The sequence below is a fragment of the Pedobacter sp. Leaf176 genome, from assembly GCF_001424305.1.
In the GTDB taxonomy this organism is placed as follows: Bacteria; Bacteroidota; Bacteroidia; order Sphingobacteriales; family Sphingobacteriaceae; genus Pedobacter.
In genome coordinates this window covers 42,205-67,380 of record NZ_LMPD01000001.1, presented here as the reverse complement: position 1 = coordinate 67,380, position 25,176 = coordinate 42,205, and the positions used below count along the sequence as shown (strand labels likewise).

Here is a 25,176-nt window from a genome sequence, read left to right as displayed (position 1 = left end):
CCCTGATATAAACGTATATGTTTAATTTATTAAAAAAATATAAACATATATATTTAAAATAAGGGAAAGCCTAGACTTATAGGTCTGGCGCTTTCACTACAAAGGTATTTTGAATCGTAAGTAAATCCATACCATTATCATATTTCTCCACATGTCCCATAAGGTTTTCCCCGAACAATACTTTTGACCTAATCCACATGCCTATCCTCCCTATTTGTTACACCTTAGGGGTATAATAAATTTGAGCGTTCAAAAAATCACTTTGTTCATGAAACATGAACGAGCTATTAAAATGAACATCGCCATATTTTTTAAATAGAGCATACAGTAAAGGATAAGTCTGAACACAAACTCGGGATTTAATGCTGGTTAGGAGAGAAAGTTTGAAAGAGTTCGTCTAGAAATTACAGGCATTGGTCTAGTGGTTACTAGTGCTGGTATAATACAGGGTTTTTGCCTGCAACGTTTGATGGACAGCTGCGTCTTAATAACAAACAATAGCAAAAACCTAAAATATAAACAATATGAAAACTTTAGCAAAAACAATATTCGCAGCAGCATTAACAGCAGTATTATTTACTTCATCAATGGTGGCAACTTTTGCCGCTGAGCCAGTTAAAGCAGTAACAAAAACTTCTTCATTATCAAAATTCAACAGGATCTGGGTGAGCGGGAATGTGAAAATTGTCTTAACGCAAGGCGATAAACAAAACGTAGAAGGTGCCAGCAACTATGACGCTGCAAAAACCTCCGTATCAACTGATGGAAAAACCTTGTTTATCAATTCAATGGAAACCAGTCAGGTAACACTTAATATTACTGTAAAAGATTTGGAAAGAATTGAAGCTTATGGACAGTCGGTTGTGGTAACCAACAATAATTTTGATGTTGAAAACCTTCAGTTATTGTTAGGACAAAGTGCTACAGCTAAGATCAAAACTACAGCAGGCAGTTTATATACTATCGTTAAGGATGATGCGGTATTGAAATTAAACGGTACTGCTGATCAAAGTACGATGATTGCTAGCAACATGAAAAACGTAAAATTAGCTGATTTTGCCGCTTTGAAATCTGCTTCTTTTGCTTCTCAAGCCATCATGGACGCTGAACAAAATGCCATGGTTTTAGCAAAATAGAAAATATTAATCAGATAGGTTGAAGCTACCCATGTGGGTGGCTTTTTTGTTTTGTATATGATTAAAAATTGCGGTGGTTAACTTCTTATTTACTAAAAAGGCTATTACTATACTGCTCATTTGATAATCGTTTTTTCTTACTGATGCGTTTTATGGAATTATCAATCCCCCGACATCCTGCTATAAAGGGCGAATATGAAAAAGCTACAATTGATGTTAACCAAACCCTGCACGCAGCAATGGAGTGAGATTGAAAGAGAAAACGGTGAGCATTTTTGTAGCAAATGTGAAAAAAGCATTGTGGATCTGACGGGTAAATCAGATGAGGAATTATTTCATTTTTTTCAGCATAAAACCGGCGAAGTATGTGGGAGGTTGCTTTCCAGCCAGCTCAACCGAAACCTAGCGCTACCCGTTACCAATAATTGGTATTGGATGATGCCAATGGCTCTGGCCGCAGTAACGATCAGTCCTGCTCAGGCTCAAAATGCTGAATCTTCATTAACCGGAAGCGTTCAAGCGCCGAAATTTCTGCCTTCATCAAATGAAACTTCAAGCCTACGCCCTCTTTTAATTACGGTTTTAAAAGGAAGCGTGGTTGATAATTTAAAAGGCAATGCTTTGGCAGGAGTAAAAATTCGGAAAAAGGGATTTGAGAACGTATTGGCGATAACAGACTCAGCGGGCCATTTCGAGCTTAGAGTAAATGACCAGGACAAGTTATCTACCTATACTTTTCTTCTAGCGGGTTTTTCTATAGGGGAATCAGATCTTAGCGATGGCATGGTCATTCGCTTAGAAAAGCTTACACCTATCATGCTCGGTGGTGTCTCCTTTATTTCTAATTCACGACAACCGCTTTATATTGTGTCTAGCGGAAATAGAAGCTGTACGATCGATCCTATCAGGCTCGGACAGATTTCTGCAGACTGGATTGAAAAGATAGATATACTTAAAGATGCGAAAGCGGCAGCACTTTATGGATCAAAGGGGGCTAACGGAGTGATATTGATTGAAATTAAAAAAGCATTCAAAAAGAAAATTGACTTTTCGAACCAGGGGAACTAGCGGATGTTTAGCTTGAAGCAAAACCTATTTAAAATATTGGCCTAAAATTAATTCGTGTATGCTACTTTGTGACACCAAATCTGGAATCGAAAACTAAATAGGGCTGCGATATTATCGTTGTCACCTTTAGTTTGTTAAACCTAATGTGTAGCAATTGTGCCAGGTGAAAACGGTTCAGTTTTTACCTTGGAGATCTAGTATTGCTAATTGCTTAGACGAAGATTTCATGAGAATCTTATCAACCAAAAAAGCCACTCCTTTAAAGGAATGGCTATATATGTTACAAGTTCGAAAACTGTAATTCTAAACTGCTATTGGTTAAGCTAATAATCTGATTGGCTCTTCTAACAAACCTTTCAATGTCTGCAGGAATTGTGCTCCGGTTGCACCATCAACTACACGGTGATCGCAACCTAAAGTCAATTTCATAACATTTCCAGGAACAACAGCACCATTTTTCACAACAGGAACTTGTTGAATTGCACCTACCGATAAAATTGCACCATCAGGAGAGTTGATGATTGATGTAAACTCATCAATTCCAAACATACCTAAATTAGACACAGTGAAAGTACTTCCTTCCCAATCCGATGGTTGTAATTTTTTAGCTTTAGCTTTTCCACCGAAATCTTTTACTTCAGCAGAAATGTGTGATAATGATTTGCCATCCGCAAAACGAACCACAGGAACTAATAAACCATCTTCGACTGCCATAGCTACTCCAATGTTGGTATGTTCATTGAAGCGGATTTTATCGCCACCCCACGATGAATTTACTGCCGGATGTTTTTTCAATGCCACAGCAACCGCTTTAATCACGATATCATTGAAAGAAACTTTAACCGGAGCAACCGCATTAATTGCCGCGCGGGCAGCCATCGCGTTATCCATATCGATACTTACCGTTAGGTAGAAGTGTGGCGCTGTAAATAAACTTTCAGCCAAACGTTTTGCAATTACTTTACGCATTTGCGAAACCGGTTGTTCAGTATATTTAACCTCACCAACGAAAGTTGGAATTACGGGAGCTGCAGCACTTACTTTTTCAGCTGCTGGCGCTGGCTCTGATTTCGCCGGAGCAGCAGCAGGTTTAAAGTTTTCGATATCTTTCTTAATAATACGACCACCTTCTGCACTTCCTGCAACCTGCGATAAATCAATCCCTTTATCTTTAGCAATCTTTTTAGCCAATGGCGATGCTTTTACACGGCTATCCGACGAGCTTTCTGCTACAGGAGCATTTGAATCAGAATTAGCAGTAGTATTTTGTTTTTCTTCTTTTTGAGTCTCAGTTTTTTCTTCGCTTTCAGCTTTAGGCTTTGAGCTTTGAGCGCCTCCAGCTATAATTCCGCTAACATCGGTTCCTTCCGGACCAACGATTGCGATAATTCCGTTTACTTTAGCGGCCTGACCTTTTTCAACACCAATATGTAATAAAGTTCCGGTTGCATAACCCATAACTTCCATAGTTGCCTTATCGGTTTCTACATCAGCTAAAACATCATCATCTTTAACTTTATCGCCAACTTTCTTATGCCATTCGGCAATTACGCCTTCAGTCATGGTATCGCTTAACAAAGGCATACGAATTACCGTAACGCCTTTTGCTGCTAATTCTTCTTCACTCAAACCGCCACCTTGAGCAGGAGCAGCTTCTTCGTTTAGAGTTTCTTCTTTGCTTTCAGCTTTCGGCTTTTCGCTTTCAGCTTCAGGACCACCTTTTTCAGCATCTAAAGCTGCCTGGAAATCTTCACCCTCTTTACCGATAACAGCCATAACAGCATCAACAGGAACAGCTTCACCTTCTTTTACACCAACGTATAAAAGTGTTCCATCCCAATAAGATTCCATATCCATGGTTGCCTTGTCAGTTTCTACTTCTGCCAAAACATCGCCGCTTTTCACTTTATCGCCCACTTTTTTATGCCACTTCGCCAAAACCCCTTCGGTCATGGTGTCGCTCATTTTGGGCATTTTAATTACATCAGCCATTATATCTAATTAATTGAAATCTTTTTAAAATTAGTCCATTACGTAAGGATAGTTCTCCGTCATGTAAACATCTTTGTATAACTCAGATGCATCTGGCCATGGAGACTCTTCTGCGAATTTAACTGCCTGATCTACCGTAGCTTTAACTTTAGCTTCTACCTCTTCGATCCAGGCTTGATCGGCATACTTTTCTTTAAGAATAGTTTCTCTTGCATGCTCAACAGGGTCTTTTGCTTTATAGTCTTCTAATTCTTCTTTAGTACGGTATTTAGCTGGATCAGACATCGAGTGACCACGGTAGCGGTAGGTTCTCATTTCCAAGAAAGTAGGTCCTTCACCTTTGCGAGCACGTTGAATAGCCTCGTCCATTGCATTGTGTACTGCAACAGGGTCCATACCATCAACCGGAGCACAAGGCATATCGAAACCCAAACCAATTTTATAAATATCAGTCATATTGGTAGTACGTTGTACCGAAGTACCCATTGCATAACCATTGTTTTCACAAACAAAAATTACGGGCAATTTCCACAACATAGCCATATTAAACGTTTCGTTTAATGCACCCTGGCGCACAGCACCATCGCCCATATAACAAATGTTAACGTTATCTGTTCCTTTGTATTTTTCTGCAAAAGCAACACCAGCACCTAATGGAATCTGACCCCCAACAATTGCATGTCCACCGTAAAAATTATGTTCTTTGCTAAACATGTGCATAGAACCGCCTTTACCTTTAGAGCAACCCGTAGCTTTACCATACATTTCTGCCATAATGCTGTCGGCACTAACACCCAATGCTAAGGCATGTGCGTGATCACGATAAGTCGTAATCATAGAATCACCTTTTTGCATGGCGGATATTGCACCCGCAACTACCGCCTCTTGTCCAATGTATAAATGACAAAAGCCACGAATTTTTTGTTGTCCGTATAACTGGCCGGTTTTCTCTTCGAATTTACGCATAAGCAACATCGATTCGAACCACTTTAACCAAGTATCTTTATTTATTTCTACTGCACTCATTTTAGGATATTTGTTTTTTTGCAACAGCAAATCTAATTTTTTTATTGTAATTTTTGGCACTTTCTAATGTAAAAACATCCTATTATAAACCCTATTTGCTCTTTTAACAGTTGTGTTACAATATAATGCTGAATTTAGCACTTAGTTATGATTTTCTGGTTTTAAAACTTTGCAGTTTATATCTTTCTCTATTATAATCAAGGTGAAATTAAATTCTGTAAAAATGCAGATAGCCACAATTTTAGATCCCGTTAAAGATTACTGCTCATTCGTCAAAAATAGCCTGTTATTTTTTATTCATCGCTTAAAAAACCGTAACTAAAACTGATAAATGTTAATAACTTTTGATTTTTCGTTAAAACATTTGGATGACATTTAGATAATTAATACTTTTGGAAACCGACAATAAGCCCATGTGGTGTACGTTAATGTGTAAGTAGTTTACCCAAACATAACTGTATAACATGATTAAAAAAATTTTGTTTTCATCTCTAATCGCTATCTGCACGCTCTCCACCGCATTTGCGCAAACAAAAACAAAAGAATCCGGCAAAGATTTAAACGACCCAGATAACCTTGCATCTCAATACTTTTCTCAGGTTATGGGTGTTGCAGTTGATGCAACGTCGAACTTAAAATTATATAAATTCGTTTACGAATGGATTGGAACTCCTTACAGTTTTGGTGGAAACACTAAAAAAGGCATTGATTGTTCTGCTTTTACGAAGGCGATTTACGATAAAGTTTTCAACACCACGATTAGAAGAAATTCAAGGGATATTTTTAGCATGGTAGACCCACTTTCTAAAGAAGATTTAAAAGAAGGTGATTTGGTTTTCTTTAAGATAAAAAGCCGAAGCATTTCACACATTGGAATTTACCTTGGCGATAACAGATTTGCTCATGCATCGAGTTCCCGAGGAGTTGTAATCAGTAATTTAAATGAACCTTATTACAGCCGTTATTTTTATAAAGGTGGAAGAATACTTGAATCCTTTAAAAAGGACTTTACTGTAGAATAGATTAGTATGAGGTTGGCAATTTTCAGTTAGCCCGAAAAAATATATATCCTCCTGAAGCAATTCCGGAGGATTTTTTTTTAACTCAATATCCAATTAATGAAGCTAGCAAACGGCATATTTTTGCCATTTCTTCTTTTAGCTGTATTTATTGGCTGCACCAGCAACAACGCACAAGTTGTTGTCTCGCAACCGAAAGCAGACACGGCCGTCAAAAGACTTAAGGATACCATTTCGATAACAGCGGTTGGCGACATCATGTTGGGCTCAGCTTTCCCATCCACGGTAAATCTTCCTCCAGATGACGCAATAAATAGTTTTAAGGCGGTTGATAGCCTGCTTGAAGGCGATATTGTTTTCGGAAATCTCGAAGGTTGTTTTTTGAATTCAGGAAATTCAAATAAATGTAAAGGACTTAACCCAAACAATTGTTATGCTTTTCGCATGCCGGAACGTTATGCCGGAATTTATAAGAAAGCAGGTTTTAATGTTTTGAGTATTGCAAACAACCATGTAGGCGATTTTGATGCCAAAGGCAGAAAGAACACAGCAAGGATTTTAGATTCGTTGCGAATTCATTATGCAGGTCAAGTAAACAAACCTTTTGAAATTTTTGAAAAAGATAGCATTCGCTATGGCTTCTGCGCTTTTGCCCCGAACGAAAATACGGTTTCAATTAACAAAATAGATGGTGCTAAAGCCTTGGTCACTTATTTAAAAAAGAAGGTCGATATTGTAATCGTTTCTTTTCACGGTGGAGGTGAAGGCGCCCGGTTTGAACATGTTCCACGCAAAAACGAAATTTTTTATAATGAAAACCGAGGCGATGTTTACGCGTTTGCCCACGCAGTTATTGATGCTGGCGCAGATGTAGTACTGGGCCACGGGCCGCATGTAAGCCGTGCAGTAGAAGTGTACAGGAATAAATTCATAGCTTATAGCCTGGGTAACTTTTGCACCTATGGGATGTTCAGTCTAAAAGGCAACAATGGCATTGCACCATTGCTCCAGCTTAAAATAAACAGCAAAGGCAATTTTCTTTATGCTGACGTTGTTTCTGTAAAACAGGATAAAATAAACCGGTTAACCCTTGATGATACCCATGCCGCTTTTAAAAAGATTAAAGACTTAACTGACGAAGATTTTACCGGACACAAACTTTCGTTTGAAGATAACAGGATTTCTTTACCAAAAGAATAGATTTAGATTACCATCATTTAGAATTATTTCAGAATATTTGCCTCATGAAAAAGGGATTAATTCTTCATTATATTATTGGCTTAGCGGCAACCATTCTGGTTTTAGCGGCAGCTTTCTATATTAATAAAAACCCGGAAAATTTATTGTCGGCTGGGATTATAATTCTCGCCGGCTCATTAGTTGCCTACAGTCAATTCCTGATTATCAAATCGAAAAAAAGTAAGCCATAAATTATAAGTTTGAAAATCAAAAATAAGTGCTGACCGTATCGATACAAGCTTACATCACTTATATTTGTAGCAACAAATACAAATCAAATAGTGCAGGCGATTAGGAGATGATTTTCTGACGGTTTATTTCAATAGTCTCGAAACGGAAACGTTTAATATGGAGGCTATTTGTATAATTCGTATTAGTGGAATATTTTTGACATCCCTTTCATTTTTCGAATACACGTTTTGCGATATGCCAAGTTGCTGCGCCATATATTCCTGGCTGTAACCAAGCGCATACCTCTTTAACTTGATTTTTTTACTGATTAACAAACATTTCGTATCATCCATGGTAATTCCTGTTATTTGAATGCGGGGGATGACCGATCCGAATGAGACGCTATATTAACAAAAAATATTACATATTCCAATTTTTTGCATCAAGTCAATAGACAGAAAAGGAAATGCAACAAAAATCAGAACAAGTTATTGTGTACCATATTTGCCAAGGATCAATAACTGCGTACCTCTTTAATCTCAAATGAAATATTTAAGTTGTGTGCAGGTTTTTTGGTTATTTTTAACGACTTAAATTTAACGTAAGAATTTTAGCAGAAGACCGGAGTTAAGACTAACCTTAGTTGGCTTCCTTAAAAGCTAAGCCTCGTCCTTTGTATTTTTAACCAAGCCGATTCCGGAAATAAAAAATATTAACCCGATTATACCATAAACTAATAAGCCCCGGGTTTGCTGACTTTGTTGTACAAATCCATAACCTGCATAAATTAATCCGATTATTCCTAAAATGGTTAGGACGGTTCCAAAAGTTCGTTTTACGTTCATAGTTTTAAAATTATCAGAGTAAATACAATAAATATTGTTTTTTGTTTGCATTTGAATAAAAGTTAAGTGAATTTCAGAATAAAGCCACAGACTGACAGATATAAAATCTGTTATTCTGTGGCTTTAAATTGAACTAACTAATGCGGATTAATTTACCAAACACCCAGCCTGTTCGCCGGTGCAACATACATTTTGGCTGTTGCTGGTATATTAAATGCTTTATAAAATGCTTCCATATTGTATAACGGTCCATTAACACGGAACATTTCCGGGCTATGTGGATCGGTTTTCAGACGAACAAGCATGCTTTCATCACGGTTCTTCATCCTCCAAACCTGGGCAAAGCCCAGGAAGAAACGTTGGTCTGGGCTGAAACCATCAATTTTATCAGTGCTTTTACCTTGTTCAGTCAATTTAAAAGCATCATATGCAATATTAAGTCCGCCAATATCAGCCAGGTTTTCTCCTAATGTTAACGCACCATTTACGTGCTGGTTATCTAATAATGAGAAATTGTTGTAAAACGCTACAACTTTATCCGCCTTGGTTTTAAACTTGGCTGCATCATCTTTTGTCCACCATTCTTTTAAGTTACCCGCAGCATCATATTGTCGACCTTGGTCATCAAAACCGTGAGTCATTTCGTGGCCAATCACCGCACCGATCGCACCGTAGTTTATCGCATCATCGGCGTTAAACGCAAAAAATGGAAACTGTAAAATTCCAGCTGGAAACACGATTTCGTTAAAGGATGGATTGTAGTAAGCATTTACAGTCGGCGGCGTCATGCCCCACTCTGTTTTGTCGACAGGCTTACCTAATTTATCCATCATTTCCTTATAAGCATGCCTTTCAGCTGATTGTAGATTTGCATAATAGGTGTTTTTTGAAATTTCTACATCATCATATTTTTTCCATTTATCGGGATAACCAATTTTCTTAACAAATGCGTTAAGCTTTTCTAAAGCCTTCTTCTTCGTTTCCGGCGTCATCCAGTCTACTTTTTTTATCCTGTTTTCATAAACTTTCTGGAGGTTATTTACCAGCTCAAGCATGCGCTTTTTTGCTTCCGGTTTAAAGTACTGCTCGGCATAGAGCTGACCTAACAATTCGCCCAGATTTCTGTCGGTATTGCTAACCATAGTTTTCCACCTTTCAGTTTGTGATGGCTGACCATACAAGGTCTTACCGAAGAAATCAAACTTAGCTTTTCTAAACGATTTGGTAAGTGCATTTGCGGCTGAATTTAATGCGTCAAATTTCAGTTTCTCTTTCCAGATGTTAATCGGCTGGCTTTTTATTAAAGTAGATAGCGCCTGGTAATACTTTGGCTGACGAACAATAACACTGTCAGTACTGGCACCTAATTTGTTCAACACAGATTTAAAATCAATATTTGGCATTTGCTTCTGAAAATCGGCGATAGCATATTTGTTATAATTTTTTTGAGGGTCGCGAAGTTCTACCGGAGTCGAATGCGAGGCAGCAATCGCAGTTTCCAGTTTCAGAATATCATTAGCATATTTAGCGGCATTTACAGAATCTCCCGATAAACTAAATATTTTCGTGATGTATTTTACATATTCGGATCTGATTTTTTTTGCCTTCTCATCCTGATCAAGATAATAACTGCGTTCAGGTAAGTTTATTCCTGACTGGGAAAATACCAAAGCATTTTTATTGCTTATTTTATCATCCGGTTCGATACCGAAACCTAATAAATCACCTTCGCCATTTTTAAATCCTTCGGCGATGAAATTAATTAAATCCTTATCATTTTTAATGGCTTCAATTTTTGATAACAATGGCTTAACAGGCTCCGTACCCAGTTTTTCTATGGTCAGAGAATCCATGCCACTTGCATAGAAGTCACCGACTTTTTGTTCCGCAGTTCCTTTAACAGAACTACTTTTTGCAGCATGCTCTAATATGCTTTTTAAATTTTTAAGGTTGTCGTTGTAAAGCGTATAAAATGAGCCCCAGCCAGTTTCTGTTTTCGGAATCTGCGTATTTTTCATCCATTTTCCATTGGCGTAAAGAAAAAAGTTATCGCCCGGTTTAACTGTTGTATCCATTCCGGCTGTATCAAAAAATACTGTTCTTTGGTCGGCTTCCGTTGTCTGATGATTTTTATCGTTCTGGCAAGCTGCAAGTAACACTAATGCAGCAGCTGGCAGAAATAAATTCTTTTTCATGTATATATGATTAAGTTAGAAATATTAAAGCTACAAAAACCATCATGTAGTTTCTATGAATTTTTTATAACTTCATAAAAAATCCAATATGATGCAATACACAGTTTACATTCTAATTTTCTTCGGAATCATCATTCTTTTAAGTTCATTTGTTACCGTAAAACAAGGTACCATTGCTGTAATTACCGTATTTGGGAAATACCAACGACAATTAAGACCTGGCTTGAATTTTAAAATTCCGTTAATCGAACAGATTTACTCGCGTATTTCAATTCAAAACCGCTCAGTTGAACTTTCATTCCAGGCCGTAACACAGGATCAGGCAAATGTTTATTTTAAAGCCATGCTTTTATATTCTGTGGTTAACCAGGATGAGGAAACCATTAAAAACGTAGCCTTTAAATTTGTTGATGCGACCAATTTAATGCAGGCACTAATCAGAACCATTGAAGGTTCCATCCGTGCCTATGTGGCTACGCAAAAACAGGCGAATGTCCTCGCTCAGCGAAATGAAATCGTACTTCACGTTAAGGAACAAATCGATCAGGTATTAGATGGATGGGGTTATCATTTACAGGACTTGCAGTTAAATGACATCACTTTCGATGAGGAAATTATGCGCTCAATGAGTAGGGTTGTGGCTTCAAACAACTTAAAAGCAGCAGCAGAAAATGAAGGACAAGCTTTGTTAATTACCAAAACAAAAGGTGCGGAAGCCGACGGTAATGCAATTAAGATTGCGGCCATGGCCGAACGTGAAGCAGCTCAGTTACGGGGACAGGGTATTGCTTTATTCAGGGAGGAAGTTGCAAAAGGTATGACAAATGCAGCGCATGAAATGCAACAGGCAAATTTAGATACATCTGTAATTCTTTTTACGATGTGGACAGAGGCCATCAAACAATTTGCTGAATATGGTGAGGGCAATATTATTTTCTTAGATGGCAGTACAGAAGGCATGAATAAAACGATGAAAGAAATGATGGCCATGCAGCTGAACCAAAATCAGCCTAAAAAATAACTAAGAATAATCTTTTTAATATATTGGACTGCCGCAAAACTGCGGCAGTTTTTTTTGTTCAACATATGCATTTTGGCTAAATCAAAATTAGTTTAGCCTAAATTTCTTTGCTCAGATTAATAGATTTTTGTGCCGTTAGGAGATGCGATTATATTTAACTGCACACCTGATAAATGTGATTTGTCAGACAATTTAAATCAATTAGAATGAAAATTTTTGTAACAGGCGCAACCGGATTTGTTGGTTCCGCGGTGGTAAAGGAATTAATTAACGCAGGTCACAAGGTTTTAGGCCTGGCACGGAATGATGCGGCTGAAAAAGCAATCTTGCTTGCCGGAGCTGAAGTGCATAGAGGTGATTTGGAAAACCTGGAAAGTTTAAAGGAAGGGGCAAACCTAGCTGATGGTATTATTCACACTGGATTTATTCATGACTTTACGCGTTTTGCAGAGGTGTGTGATATTGATCGGTTAGCTATTGAAACGATGGGTAATGCTATTCGTGGAAGCTCTAAGCCTTTCATAGTAACATCTGGAACACTGATCGTTAATCCAGGTCGTTTAGCTACAGAAGATATGTTGCCAAATTACAATGGACATAACCCAAGGTTAGCCACAGAAAAAGCAGTTGACGTACTTGCTGCTCAAAACGTTCGTGTGTCGGTGGTTCGTTTGTCGCCGTCCGTTCATGGGGAAGGCGACAGCCATGGCTTCGTACCGATGCTGATTGATATCGCCAGGAAAACGGGTTTTTCAGCTTACATCGGTAAAGGCGAAAACCGGTGGACAGGTATTCATCGCGTTGATGCGGCCAGACTTTACCGGCTGGCCTTAGAAAAAGCGGAACCAGGCGCACGTTTTCACGGGGTAGCCGAAGAATCAATAACCCTTAAATCAATAGCAGAATCCATCGGCAAACAACTTAGTTTACCTGTTATTTCTATACCCGCGAATGAAGCTTATGCACATTTTGACTGGTTTGAACATTTCGTGAGTGTAGATGGACCGGCTACGGCACAATTAACCAGGGAACGCTTAAATTGGAAACCTGAATACTCCAGTTTAATTCAAGATTTAGACCAAGGAATTTACTTTAAATAATATGCTATAATGGAATCTTCCAACAGATATCGTTTTAGAACAATTTCAGAATATCATAAACTTGCAGGGTTACCAAAACCGGGACATCCATTAGTTAGTGTCGTAAATATAGGGGATGTTCAGATGCCGGTTAATGGACGATCGAACACCATTATTTTTGATTTCTACTCTATTGCGCTTAAACGTGTTCCTGACGCTAAAATTAAATATGGTCAACAAATGAGCGATTTCGATGATGGCGTGTTATTTTTTATGGCACCAGGCCAGGTTTTCACTGTAGAAGTTAATGCCGGTAAAAGTCATCGTCCTACGGGATGGATGATTCTTTTTCATCCAGAGTTACTTTGGTACACTCATCTAGCTAAAATCATAAAAGATTATGATTTTTTTGATTATTCATTATTTGAAGCCTTGCATGTTTCTGAAAATGAAGAGGAAATTCTGAATGCTATTGCTCAGCTTGTGAAAAACGAAACCGATATCAATATAGATCATTTTACCCAAAACGTTATTCTCGCCCAGATAGAACTACTTTTAAATTATGCACAACGGTTTTACGGTCGCCAGTTCATTACACGAAAGGTGGTCAACCACGAGGTGTTAAATCGATTGGAAAACATATTAAATGCATATTTCGAAGACGATAATCTTGATGTTAGGGGCTTACCCACCGTGAACTATATCGCCAAAAGTCTAAATATTTCAGCAGGTTATCTTTCCGCACTGTTAAAATCTCTTATTGGCCAGAATACACAACAATACCTGCATCAGAAATTAGTTAGCGTGGCGAAAGAAAAGCTCTCGACAACAGATTTATCTGTTAGCGAAATTGCCTATTCGCTTGGTTTCGAACATTTACAGTCATTTACCAAATTGTTTAAATCCAAAACAAATTTGACGCCCTCCGCGTTCAGACAATCTTTTAATTGAGGTTGATTTATAAAATGATTCTGAAAAAAAGCGAGCCATCTGTAAATGGATGGCTCGCTTGATAAATGAATGTTATTTAAAGCTTGTTGCCGCAGCTATACCAAGGTTCATGACATAATTACCTGATTGCTGCATTAAATCGCCCATTACATGCAATGATTCATCTTCTATGAAATCGAAAGCATCCTGCTTGGTTATTTTATCTCCTTTTTTGATAGGCGGTAAACCTCTTGCCGATCTCAATTCATTAGCCCTCGCCAACGTTTTGGCTTCCTGTGCTTCACGTTCTGCTTTCAGCTTTTCTTCGTTAAGGGTAACCGAAGTTTCTGCGTCACGTTTTTTAAGCTCTGCAATATCTTGTTTCAGGTATTTAAAATCTAAGGAATTCGCAATACGTTGCTCACTGTTCTTGATTAAATTAGGCTTAACAGCGGTTAAGTTTGCGACAGCTTTAAAATTAGAACTCGGAATCACATCCCATGGTAACGCAGAAGGTTCGGTATCCTCGCCTATCTTATCCATCGGATATAAAGAAGGAAAAACAACATCAGGCGTAACACCTTTGTGTTGCGTACTGCTTCCCGCCACGCGATAGAATTTCGCCATTGTCAGGTTAATCTGTCCCAGGTTAATATCTGCGGCAGTTGTGGAAGATGGAGCAGTTCCGGTTGTCTTATTCTTAGTGATTAAGCCCGCAACCCTTTGCAGCATACTCGGATTTACCAATTTATTCAAATCGATAGATGATTGTACAGTTCCTTTACCATAGGTTTGGCTGCCCATGATAATACCACGTCCGTAATCCTGAATAGCACCTGCAAAGATTTCTGAAGCCGAAGCGCTTAAACGGTCTACCATCACACCAAAAGGGCCATTCCAGGCTACACCACTGTTTTCATCTTCATCAACTTCTATTTTACCACGTAAATCCTTTACCTGAACCACAGGGCCTCTATCAATAAATAAGCCTGTTAATGAAATCGCTTCTACTAAAGAACCGCCACCATTACCACGTAAATCCATTATAATTGCGTCAACTTTATCGAAAGTTTTTAAGGAATCGATAAGTTTTCTAACATCCCGGGTGGTGCTTTTATAGTTTTTATCACCAGCATTTGCAGCTTTGAAATCAGCATAGAAAGCAGGTAAAGTGATAATACCCATTTTATACTCTTTTCCATTTTGAGTGATGGTTTTTACCTTTTTCTTAGCCGAAGTTTCTTCCAGAACGACTTTATCACGTACAAGTGAAATGATAACCGGTTTTGACGACATTTCTTTCCCAACAGGGATCACTTTCAAACGAACTTTTGTGCCTTTGGCCCCTTTTATCTTGGATACTGTTGCATCAAGTCGCCATCCAACAACATCGACAAATTCTCCATCACCTTGTGCAACCGCAATGATCCTGTCCCCAGGGCTTAATTGTTTATCTTTGAAAGCAGGTCCGCCGGCAATGATTTCTGAAATTTTAACAACCTCATTTTCCAATTGTAAACGGGCACCAATGCCTTCAAATGAACGGGACATATCTTCATTAAATGCAACAGCATTTACCGGGTTGAAATAATTGGTATGGGGATCAATAGATTCGGTAAATGCATCCATTAAAATCTGAAATACGTCCTGATTATTTGTTTTCGACGTTTGGGACTGAAGATTCTGGTAACGCTTGGTTAAAGTCTCTACATTCTTTGCCTGCGCTGTACCTGCTAAATTCAAATTAATCAGCTCATATTTAATCCGTTTTTTCCAGGTATCATTCAATGCGGTGATGGAAGTAGCCCATGGCATCTTTTCCCTGTCGTACACATAAGTATCGTTCTGATTGAAGTCATACTTATTTTTAATTTGTGCTAAAGAATAGCTAAAATACTCGTTGAGGCGTTTTGCATAAACATTATAGATATAAAAAGGACCGCTTAAATCTCCATTTTTGAAATCATCATCAAGGGTATACCTGTACTTTTCAAATTCTTTTATGTCTGAAGCCAGAAAGTAGTTTTTACCCTGATCTAAAGATTTGATGTATTTATCCAAAATAATTGAAGAAATAGAGTCGTTAATTTCGAGCTTTTTATAATTATAGCTTTCTATCAGGTTCACAACTTCTTTAATAACCAGTTGTTGTTGTTCATCCGGCTTCACATTAGTTACCCCATCCACAACTGGCTGGGTTTTCGGGGCTGCATGGCAAGCAAGCACTGCAGCGGTAAAAAGCACAAAAAATATTCTCTTCAACATCTCTTTAAATAATTTAAAATCCATTTCTATATTCTATATAGCCAATATGATACCATTTTAGCAGATAAACAAACAAGAGACAGCATTATTACCGTCTCTTGTTAATTCTATCAAATCTAGCTAAAAGATTTTTATCTGGCAATCGTTTAAAATAACGCGTTGACGCACTTTTTGTTTTAAAATCAGCACATTACAACAATGTAATTTTAACAAAAATTAACAATTGGTCTGTTCAACCGCTGAATGATCTGGCCGTGAAGGATGGGTTTAATTGGCATCACAACTACTCCGTGGCATGCCATCCAAAAATGAATGAATTATACAGGAACGCAAGATTATGTACTATTTTTTCGATGCTGTTTTACTGGCTATGATTTCGCGAGATTCTCTAATCTGCGCCTTATATTGGTTGCTCTTAATGGATCTCGCTAAGAGTTCTGCACGGTTTAAGTCTTTAGATGCCAGTGCAAAATCTTTTTTCCTGATTTTAACCTGGGCAACACCCAAAACAGATTCAATGTATGAATTATTGCTGCCAGTTTGTTTTGCCAGAATGCCTTGTTGTGTGTAAAACCACATTGATTGCGTATATTTATTATCTGCGAGGTAAACTTTACCTAAAATATTATACGTATTCATCTGACCAATGCGACTGCCCATTTTTGAGTAATTTTTCAAAACGACATTTAAAAGGATTTGCTCGGCATCCGTAAAACGACCTAAATGGTAATGCATGTTGCTCATTTTAATAAGCGCCTGACAATATAAACCAAAATTTCTTACTGCATTAAATTCGAAAGCCGCCTTACCAAATAGGGTCAGTGCTTCATTGAAATCTCCTTTTTTTTCCAGACTCTCTGCATCTTCAAAATAATTGGATCCTTCTGCCAGGTCGTACCTGGAGACCGCAATATTTATTGCACTACCACCAATGCCAGGCTCCTGGTCAGACTTATCAATATTTTGTGCGTAAAGTTGTAGGGAGGCAAAAAGGCTGAAAAAAGCCATAACCATTTTAGTCATGCAACAAAAATAATACTTTAAATCTATTTTCAGCTAAATACCTGTAAATTAACATCAAAAGACGCCCAAACCATGTAGGGGTGAGAATCGACGTGGTAAATATCACCATTGGCAGCTATACCGATTACGCCTGCGAATCCATCAAATGCCTTAAGTTCAGCGAAAGATTTGTCTGATGCATCTTTTAAAGAAAAACCGTCTGTAACCCGGGTTACAATTTTCGCCGCCAATGCGCCGCTAACAATATCTTCGCCAACACCAGTGCACGAAATGCCTGCAAATTCATTAGCATAATTCCCGGCAACTGTTGCCGAATCACTTACCCTGCAGGGGATTTCAAAACCTTTTCCTCCGGTTGAGGTTGCGGCGGCTAAATTTCCTGCCGTATCTAAAGCAACACAGCCCACTGTACCTATATTATTCTTTTGATTTAATTTTACTTCATATTCAGATTGGCGTTGTTCGGTTATCGGGTTGAAATAGTCGAAGCCATTATTTCTGGCAAAGTTTTGAGCGCCATCTCCACTCAAAACTCTATCATCGTAAGTTAAAAGATGTTGAGCGATTTCGATTGGGTTTTTAACATCTTCGACATTAATTACACCACTGAATTTTGCAGTTTTTCCATCCATAACTGCTGCACTTAACCTAACTTTTCCATCACTCTGAATCTGAGAACCTATCCCTGCGTTAAATAAATCATTATCTTCAAGCAAGCCAACAGTATAAACTACAGTTTCTAAAGCGGTATGATTTTTTAAATAGTCGTAACCGAGGGTAACAATATTTGCTAAGGCATCTTGTTTGGCCTTTTTTGTTTCTTGGTTAGTGGACGATTCGCTAAAAAAGCCTCCGTGTATAATTAATTTCATTTTTTAGTATCAAGTCGTTAGTGGCAGGTATCAAGATTAGGAAATATAAACCTTCCTCCTTTTTGTCTTGAACCTTCTGCTTTTTTTTATCCTATCGGAATCACTTTAGGATGATGAATTACCAGACTGTGATCCTTTAAATCATAAACGTCGCCATCGCACATAACGTGTACAACCATATTTTTTATTGAAACAGGTTGCCCCATTTCTACGTCGGTGAGATTTGTATCAGCCATCTGGCGGCCATCAACTAGAATAACCATTCCTGAACCAATAGCTTCCATGATATGGCCGTCGGAGATAAATAAGCCGGTATCTTCTCCTAAACCAATACCTAAAATGCCAGGGTTGCTTGCAGCAGCATATAATAAACGTCCGATTCTTCCTCGTTGTACAAAATGCGTATCCACAATTACATCATCAATAAAACCAAGTCCACCGGTAATTTTAACCTCGCCTTTCAACAAAGCATCCTTACTGCTGCCCTGGTATATCATATTTTTGGAACTTGCTGCGGCACCAGCCGATGTTCCCGCAATAACGACAGGTTCATTTTTATATTTTTCCAAAAGAACCTGGTGAATTTTTGTTCCTCCGAATATAGACGATAAACGCAGCTGATCGCCTCCCGTAAAAATAATAACTTCGGCAGCTTTTATACGTTCATAGTTTTCTTCGGCGTTTGCTTCCTCCCGATTGGTTACATTTAAAACGCCAACGTTATGAACATCCAGTTGCGCATAAGCCTTAATGTACTCCTCGCCCACTTTTTCGGGCATCAGCGATGCAGTGGTAACAATTTCAAAGCGTGATTCCGTATTTTTAACAGATTCAGTGGTAATTCTTTTTAGAATTCCGCGCTCAAAAAAATTCATGTTATCCGGCAATCCAAATTGCGTTTCTGCAAAACTGCCGGTGTTTATTGCGCCACCTATGATGATGAGTTTACCTTTCGGAACCATTCTTTGCGTGTTATTATTGTATCAAAAAACCCAAATATATCAGGATAAGATAAAAAACACGACTTTTTTTGTCAATAATCTTCAAATTATTAACAATAGTTGAAAGTTTTAAGTTAAAAATTATGCTGGTTGATGCTGAAAACAAAACAATTGTACTTTAAAATTGATTTAGGTTAATGCAGTATCTATTTTCAAATTAAATGCATAATTTACCATCATCAATTATGCTTAAAATGGAATAGCGCTTATCCTCAATCCAGGATAAAAAAAAGACAAAATATTACATGAAGATATTAAACATACAAGTGCTAAGAGGACCAAATATATGGTCGATAAACCGCAAAAAACTAATTCAGATGCGCCTCGATTTAGAGGAATTGGAAGAGCGCCCAACTAATACAATCGACGGATTCAGCGAAAGGATAGAGAAACTTTTGCCGAGTATGTTCAGCCACCGTTGTTCAAAAGGGGTAGAAGGCGGCTTTTTTAGCCGGGTAAAAGAAGGTACATGGATGGGTCATGTTATTGAGCACATTGCTTTGGAAATTCAAACCATTGCGGGGATGGAAACCGGTTTTGGCAGGACCCGGCAAACCAAAACAGAAGGCATATATAACGTTGTTTTTAGTTATCTTGAAGAAAAAGTTGGGGCTTATGCGGCAGAAGCAGCAGTAAAGATCGCCCAGGCTTTAATTGATAATGTAGAATATGATTTGGAGCACGATATCCGCCGGATGAAGGAAATCCGTGAACTGGAAGCATTGGGTCCGAGTACCGGTTCAATCGTTCAGGAAGCTGTAAGCCGGAGCATTCCGTGGATCAGGTTAAATAAAAGTTCTTTAGTACAACTGGGCTACGGAAAAAATCAGGTGCGCTTCCGTGCCACCATGACCGAAAAAACCAGCAGCATTGCCGTTGATATCGCCAGTAATAAGGAAGAGACAAAAAGGCTTTTAACCGAAGCGGCCATTCCGGTTGCATCTGGTGTAACCATTTCAAATCCGGAAGATTTAGAAGCCTCGGTGAAAAAAGTAGGCTTTCCTTTGGTTTTTAAGCCTTTAGACGGAAATCATGGCAAAGGTGCAACAATAAATGTTAAAACGTTGGAAGCAGCCAAAGCTGCTTTTGAATATGCTAAAACCTATTCACGCAAAGTCATTATCGAAAAATTCATTACCGGCTACGACTTCCGCGTTCTGGTAATAGATCATAAAGTTGTTGCCGCCGCTCAACGCGACCCAGCCCATGTAAAAGGTAATGGTATCCATACAATACAGGAATTAATCGACAAGGAAAACGAAGATCCCCGCCGCGGTTACGGACATGAAAACGTATTAACAGAGATTGCGGTGGACAGGGATACGCTGGATTTACTTGCTAAAAAAGAATATACATTAGAAACCATCCCGGAGAAAGGGGAAATTGTTTATCTGAAATCCACAGCCAATCTCAGTACCGGTGGTACTTCAATTGATGTGACCGATATCGTCCATCCACAAAATATTTTCATCTGCGAAAGGATTTCAAGGGTAATCGGACTGGACATTTGTGGCATTGACATTATGGCGCAAAACCTGACGCAACCCCTAACTGAAAATGGCGGTGTTGTATTGGAAGTAAATGCTGCACCAGGATTTAGGATGCACCTCGCGCCAAGCGAGGGTTTGCCGAGAAATGTTGCCGCATCGGTAATTGATATGCTATACCCACAGGGAAAATTATCGCAAATCCCGATTATTGCGGTTACAGGTACAAACGGAAAAACGACTACCACCCGTTTAATTGCACACATTATTCGCAGCAATGGAAAGCGTGTAGGTTTTACCACCAGTGATGGGGTTTATGTACACAATACCATGCTGATGAAAGGTGATACCACCGGCCCGGTTAGCGCAGAATTTATATTAAAAGACCCGACGGTCGAGTTTGCTGTTTTGGAAACTGCACGTGGCGGTATTCTCCGGGCTGGATTGGGATTTAACCAATGTGATATTGGGGTTATTACGAACATCCAGGAAGATCACCTCGGCATTTCGGATATTCATAATCTGGATGATTTAACCCGCGTAAAGGCAGTTGTTATTGGTGCCGTTCGCCGTAAAGGCTGGGCTGTTTTAAATGCCGACAATGGTTATTGTGTGAAAATTGCCAGGGATGCCCGCTGTAAAGTAGCCTATTTTAGCATGGATGAAAATAATCCGGTGATAAAAGAGCATTGCCGAAAAGGTGGTATTGCGGCCATTTATGAAAATGGGTATATCACTATAAAAACCGGCGACTGGAAATTACGGGTGGATAAGGCGACGCACATTCCTTTAACCTTCGGAGGTTCGGTGAACTTCATGATCCAAAATGTGCTGGCCGCAACGCTTGCAGCCTACTTATGGGGCTATAAACCGGAAGATATCCGATTGTCTTTAGAAACCTTTATTCCATCAGCCGCACACACGCCCGGCAGAATGAATATTTTCAGATTTAAGGACTTTAAAGTATTGGTCGATTTTGCACATAATCCTGACGGTTTTAATGGTGTTAAAGCTTATTTGCAAAGCGTAGAATCAACAGAACATGTAGGAATAATTTCCGGTACCGGCGACAGGCGGGACGAGGATATTATTGAAACTGCGCGAATTGCTGCACAAATGTTCGATAAGATTTACATCTGCCAGGAAAAATACCTGCGCGGACGGACACAAGATGAATTAGTTGATTTGCTGGTAAAAGGCATCAAAGAGGTTGATGCTAATAAAGAAATTATCATCAACAATAAGAGTACCGAATGTTTACAGATTGCAATTGACAATGCGAAAAAAGGCTCTTATCTAACAATCCTGAGTAACACGATTGACAATACCATTCAACGGGTTACGGAGCATCTGGATAGAGAACTGGAAGCGTAATATTTATTTAAAATAAGGCACCTGTATTAGAGATAGACTGCCCCCAAAAAGTTAGACACTTATTGGGGGCATTTTTACTGTCAATAAACATAACTCTGTTCATCTACAATTATCTCAGGCCTTTTTGATAGGATAATTTTAAGTTGTAACCCTCCCTTAAGCCAAAATTATAAAGTTTTAATATAACGGTGTCAGCTGCTTTTTCGAATTTTGTTATTTCATATCTCTCTCTTTTATTCAGTTTAGTAAAATTGAACGATCGCTTTTATATAATGGAGCTAGATTTGACGGTGGGCAAATATTAATTTAGTTTTAGACTAAAATTTTACTTTATACTTCTGACTAAATATTATAATTTCTTTTCCTTTTTCTCTTTTAGAAGTAAATACCAGTCTTCATCTTCAAATTCAAATCTCTCCACCCTCCCCCCAACACTTATCTCTTCCTTCACAACCTCCCAATTTTTATTTCTATTTATAAGTTTTGTATCGTAGAATAGATTACTTCCATGGTCTAGCATAACCATATTTACGGTATCTTTTTTATAGTTAAACTTAAGAATACTCAATCTTTGCCTTGCATCGCAAGGAAAGCCAGGCCCAATATTAAACATTCTTGTTTTTGAATTATCATCTATAAATTCAATCTTTAATCTCGCTGTACGATGAGGCCAACTTTTGTTAAAAAACTTATTTTTCAACAAGAATAAAGTGTCAATACTCGGATTTTCCTTTAAAAACATTGTTCCGTTAAATACGGAAGCCATAATTTTTGTAGTATCGCTAGTTTTTAATTCGTTTTTATTCTTATCAATTGAATGGCAAGCAGGAAACATCGCTATATTAATAAGTAAAATAATGCCTTTTTTTAACATGGTCAATTCTATTCTATATTAGAAACTTTTAATTATGGATCAATCGTTTATATTAAAATTAAAAAATTTAACCCATTGGATAGCGTTATTTCTATCGATAGTACCGTAAATATAGGGGGGCGATATACTTAATTCGAAAACCATCCCCGCTTCATACAAAATACCACCAATATTAACTCGTTTTGTTAACTTATTAACATCTCGTCCATAATGCACAAATTCATGCATTGTAACAATTGCTAACAACATACCAAGAGCAGAATATCTGTTTGGTGATTGAACTTTGTCTAGCCCAACAACTAATTCTTTTTTTATCTTTAATGTTTTGGATCCAGGATCAAATTGACCAAAACACGGACGTCCATATTCATCCACAAGATTACTAACCAGTTGAATTTTTGGGCCCTTATTAGGCTGCATTAATTGCATGAGTTTAGTTTTAGAAAATCCAGTATATCTAATCAATGATGTAATAACATCTGGATTTTCACTTAAAAATGCAGGTAAATTAGAGACTACTGCTTTAAATGATGGATAGGGAGATAATCCCGTAGTATCTATTAAGTTTGGTAGATTAATAGACCAATTTGGGATATTATTAGCTTCTATTAGTTCAGCTGGCTGTATGTCCAAATTACTCATTGAATACTCCACCACCCAATTCACAAACTCAATAGTTTCAAAGTTTCTACCATTAGCATCCAGATAATTTTCTAATGCCAGTTGTACATCAATATGGCTCATTAAATAATTTGCCGCATTTCCGGTAAAACCTAATTCAGTTACAATATAATCATCTACATCCAGCGGAGGGTCAATATGATTAGGCCCGCCTTTATATATCTTATATTCTGTGAACACAATTTGTGAAACATTTGCGCCTGTAGTACCGGTATCTGTATTCCCTCCTCCCGAAGCACCAAGATAACTTACGTAAATTGGCCCGCCGGCACTTAAATACCCATCTGCACCGCCGCCTGTACTTCCATAATAACTTTCTGCACCATCAAACCAACTGCTAATATCAGATCCAATTATTGTCCAGTCTACTCTGAGTCCATCAATAATGGTGTCGCGTGTGGGCAGACCAAGAAAGTCAGCTACAGCACCCAAAACTCTGCCCAAAAAAGACCAAAAGCCTCCATTTCCATTGTTAGCTGCTAAGGCCAATTTATTTTGCTTTAAAACGGCACCTATCGAATTCGTTTTTGTAGTTGATGCAGGTGCAATAAGCTTGTCCTTCACAATCTTATTGTCGGCAAATTCAATTACATGCAGGGTGTCGCCTTTAACATTCCATTCAATTAATTCTCCTGTCCAAATGCCATTCTCTCCAAAATTATGCTGAACATCTTTCGGTATAAAGTTTAATAAATAACCAGCAATTTGCCCATCGGCGTTTTGTAGGAAGAAATTTCGGGCGGATGCTTGGCATAATAACCTGCATTATTTGCACTTACAGCAGTGGCATGGTTTAATTTATCAACATTTAGTATCGGCACCCTTACAATGCTTTTTCCCTGATGAAGCGCCTGCCTGGCTTTGGTCCAATCGGGTTCCAAAACAGATGACAGCGGATTTTGCTTAAACCAATTTTCGATAAGTTCTTGTTTAATTAGCTGGCTTTCTATATCGGGGCTTTCAACAGGAATTCGGTTTTCCTTCTTACAAGACTGTCCGAGTACAAGACACATTAAAATCAGGCAAGCCATAGCTTTGCCTTTTTGGAGCATTAATTTATTCATCGTTAATTTAAATTTGAGCGGGATGAATAATAAAGCTACACAATGGAATTACCATTTCAGATGCACTATTAAAATTTTACACGAAAAATAAATACCAGGCTATAAGCGCAATTATTGGTAAAGGCTGCCGCAATATATTACATGTATGCCGATTGACATTATTGAAGTGGAATACATGATTAAAAAAAAGCCCTTTCAACTTAGGTCGAAAGGGCTTCATTATTATTACTAAAACTATTTTTATGCCTGAGAATCGCGTAATCTTTTAATTTCGTCGTGAGATTGTCTTAAAGCTGCTTTCTGATCAGAAATTAATGATCTGATATTTGAAGGCAAATCTTCTTCTTCCAACGCCATTTTATAAGCATTCTGAGCAGCATCTTCGCCGAACTCACAATTGTTTAAAACCGTTTGACGATCATGGCCAGTAAATAAAGCTTTAACATCCATCCAGCCTCTATAAATTTTACCTGAAGTTGTTGTGCCTGTTTCGATGTCTTCACCTAAAGCAGAAACTTCAGTAGCTAATGCTAATTTGTATTTCTGGCTTTCTTCAATCATATTTAAAAATAAAGACTTTAAATCTTGGTCACCATCTTTTAATTCTTGGCGTGCTTTCTCATATCCTTCAATACGATCATTGTTAATTTGAACAAGGTCGTTTAAAACTTCTGTTGTTACTGTTGTCGTTTTCATGTTTTATAGATTTAATGTAGTATTTCAACAGGAACAGAAGGGAAAGGTTTGTCATTTTTACAAAAATCTTATTCTCACATGCTATACGCTTGAATATCCGCCAAAATTGCTGCCTTGG

22 protein-coding genes are annotated in these 25,176 nt (G+C 38.1%); 9 read left to right on the top strand and 13 right to left on the bottom strand.

Annotation, left to right across the window (positions count from 1 at the left end; genetic code table 11):
• Nucleotides 1–524 precede the first annotated feature (524 nt).
• Together ASF92_RS00305 and ASF92_RS00300 are read left to right on the top strand one after the other, a co-directional pair.
• Entirely contained in the window at nt 525–1,136 is a 612-nt protein-coding gene (locus ASF92_RS00305; protein ID WP_056086152.1) for a GIN domain-containing protein, read from the top strand.
• A gap of 195 nt (nt 1,137–1,331) precedes the next feature.
• On the top strand, nt 1,332–2,204 hold the full coding sequence (locus ASF92_RS00300) for a hypothetical protein (RefSeq protein WP_056086149.1): 873 nt from the start codon (nt 1,332–1,334) through the stop codon (nt 2,202–2,204).
• A 318-nt stretch (nt 2,205–2,522) separates the two neighbouring features.
• Here the strand turns inward: ASF92_RS00300 and ASF92_RS00295 are convergent, their stop codons facing one another.
• Complete coding sequence (locus ASF92_RS00295; RefSeq protein ID WP_056086146.1) at nt 2,523–4,196, bottom strand: pyruvate dehydrogenase complex dihydrolipoamide acetyltransferase; 1,674 nt, start codon at nt 4,194–4,196, stop codon at nt 2,523–2,525.
• Between the two features lie 30 nt (nt 4,197–4,226).
• The gene (pdhA, locus tag ASF92_RS00290) at nt 4,227–5,222 is read right to left on the bottom strand and encodes a pyruvate dehydrogenase (acetyl-transferring) E1 component subunit alpha (protein WP_056088996.1); all 996 of its coding nucleotides are present in this window, start codon (nt 5,220–5,222) and stop codon (nt 4,227–4,229) included.
• A gap of 464 nt (nt 5,223–5,686) precedes the next feature.
• On the opposite strand from pdhA, the gene ASF92_RS00285 reads away from it, so the two are divergent.
• From ASF92_RS00285 to ASF92_RS00275, 3 genes are all read left to right on the top strand, one after another.
• Nucleotides 5,687–6,244 (top strand): C40 family peptidase, encoded by a 558-nt coding sequence (locus ASF92_RS00285; protein WP_056086142.1) that lies wholly within the window; start codon nt 5,687–5,689, stop codon nt 6,242–6,244.
• A 96-nt stretch (nt 6,245–6,340) separates the two neighbouring features.
• Entirely contained in the window at nt 6,341–7,441 is a 1,101-nt protein-coding gene (locus tag ASF92_RS00280) for a CapA family protein (protein ID WP_082489408.1), read from the top strand.
• Between the two features lie 44 nt (nt 7,442–7,485).
• Nucleotides 7,486–7,671, top strand: coding sequence for a hypothetical protein (locus tag ASF92_RS00275; protein WP_056086138.1), 186 nt, complete (start codon nt 7,486–7,488; stop codon nt 7,669–7,671).
• A gap of 123 nt (nt 7,672–7,794) precedes the next feature.
• On the opposite strand, the gene ASF92_RS21550 is transcribed toward ASF92_RS00275, so the two are convergent.
• The 3 genes from ASF92_RS21550 to ASF92_RS00265 form a co-directional block, all read right to left on the bottom strand.
• Complete coding sequence (locus tag ASF92_RS21550; RefSeq protein WP_082489407.1) at nt 7,795–8,004, bottom strand: helix-turn-helix transcriptional regulator; 210 nt, start codon at nt 8,002–8,004, stop codon at nt 7,795–7,797.
• A 306-nt stretch (nt 8,005–8,310) separates the two neighbouring features.
• Nucleotides 8,311–8,496 (bottom strand): hypothetical protein, encoded by a 186-nt coding sequence (locus tag ASF92_RS00270; RefSeq protein WP_056088986.1) that lies wholly within the window; start codon nt 8,494–8,496, stop codon nt 8,311–8,313.
• 152 nt (nt 8,497–8,648) lie between these two features.
• A complete protein-coding gene (locus tag ASF92_RS00265; protein ID WP_056086135.1) occupies nt 8,649–10,691 on the bottom strand; it encodes a M13 family metallopeptidase in 2,043 nt (680 codons plus the stop codon).
• Between the two features lie 88 nt (nt 10,692–10,779).
• Here ASF92_RS00265 and ASF92_RS00260 point away from each other — a divergent pair, with 88 nt between their 5' ends.
• From ASF92_RS00260 to ASF92_RS00250, 3 genes are all read left to right on the top strand, one after another.
• Nucleotides 10,780–11,712 (top strand): SPFH domain-containing protein, encoded by a 933-nt coding sequence (locus tag ASF92_RS00260; RefSeq protein WP_231729708.1) that lies wholly within the window; start codon nt 10,780–10,782, stop codon nt 11,710–11,712.
• Nucleotides 11,713–11,918: 206 nt separating this feature from the next.
• A complete protein-coding gene (locus ASF92_RS00255) occupies nt 11,919–12,812 on the top strand; it encodes an SDR family oxidoreductase (RefSeq protein WP_056086132.1) in 894 nt (297 codons plus the stop codon).
• A 9-nt stretch (nt 12,813–12,821) separates the two neighbouring features.
• On the top strand, nt 12,822–13,742 hold the full coding sequence (locus tag ASF92_RS00250; RefSeq protein WP_056086129.1) for an AraC family transcriptional regulator: 921 nt from the start codon (nt 12,822–12,824) through the stop codon (nt 13,740–13,742).
• 72 nt (nt 13,743–13,814) lie between these two features.
• Here the strand turns inward: ASF92_RS00250 and ASF92_RS00245 are convergent, their stop codons facing one another.
• From ASF92_RS00245 to ASF92_RS00230, 4 genes are all read right to left on the bottom strand, one after another.
• Nucleotides 13,815–15,986, bottom strand: a complete 2,172-nt coding sequence (locus ASF92_RS00245; protein ID WP_231729707.1) for a carboxy terminal-processing peptidase — start codon at nt 15,984–15,986, stop codon at nt 13,815–13,817.
• A 342-nt stretch (nt 15,987–16,328) separates the two neighbouring features.
• A complete protein-coding gene (locus tag ASF92_RS00240; protein WP_056086124.1) occupies nt 16,329–17,009 on the bottom strand; it encodes a hypothetical protein in 681 nt (226 codons plus the stop codon).
• A gap of 29 nt (nt 17,010–17,038) precedes the next feature.
• Nucleotides 17,039–17,881, bottom strand: a complete 843-nt coding sequence (locus ASF92_RS00235) for an isoaspartyl peptidase/L-asparaginase (protein ID WP_056086121.1) — start codon at nt 17,879–17,881, stop codon at nt 17,039–17,041.
• Nucleotides 17,882–17,967: 86 nt separating this feature from the next.
• Nucleotides 17,968–18,843 carry a cyanophycinase gene (locus ASF92_RS00230; protein WP_056086116.1) on the bottom strand — a complete coding sequence of 292 codons (876 nt, stop codon included), beginning with the start codon at nt 18,841–18,843 and terminating at the stop codon, nt 17,968–17,970.
• Nucleotides 18,844–19,127: 284 nt separating this feature from the next.
• On the opposite strand from ASF92_RS00230, the gene cphA reads away from it, so the two are divergent.
• Entirely contained in the window at nt 19,128–21,743 is a 2,616-nt protein-coding gene (gene cphA / locus ASF92_RS00225; RefSeq protein ID WP_056086115.1) for a cyanophycin synthetase, read from the top strand.
• A gap of 349 nt (nt 21,744–22,092) precedes the next feature.
• On the opposite strand, the gene ASF92_RS00220 is transcribed toward cphA, so the two are convergent.
• From ASF92_RS00220 to ASF92_RS00205, 4 genes are all read right to left on the bottom strand, one after another.
• Nucleotides 22,093–22,617, bottom strand: a complete 525-nt coding sequence (locus ASF92_RS00220; protein ID WP_056086114.1) for a hypothetical protein — start codon at nt 22,615–22,617, stop codon at nt 22,093–22,095.
• A 39-nt stretch (nt 22,618–22,656) separates the two neighbouring features.
• Entirely contained in the window at nt 22,657–23,862 is a 1,206-nt protein-coding gene (locus ASF92_RS00215) for a hypothetical protein (protein ID WP_056086111.1), read from the bottom strand.
• Between the two features lie 122 nt (nt 23,863–23,984).
• The gene (locus tag ASF92_RS00210) at nt 23,985–24,362 is read right to left on the bottom strand and encodes a hypothetical protein (RefSeq protein WP_056086110.1); all 378 of its coding nucleotides are present in this window, start codon (nt 24,360–24,362) and stop codon (nt 23,985–23,987) included.
• 240 nt (nt 24,363–24,602) lie between these two features.
• Nucleotides 24,603–25,058: a PA2169 family four-helix-bundle protein gene (locus ASF92_RS00205; RefSeq protein ID WP_056086107.1), complete on the bottom strand. Its 456-nt coding sequence runs from the start codon at nt 25,056–25,058 to the stop codon at nt 24,603–24,605.
• Between the last annotated feature and the right edge of the window lie 118 nt (nt 25,059–25,176).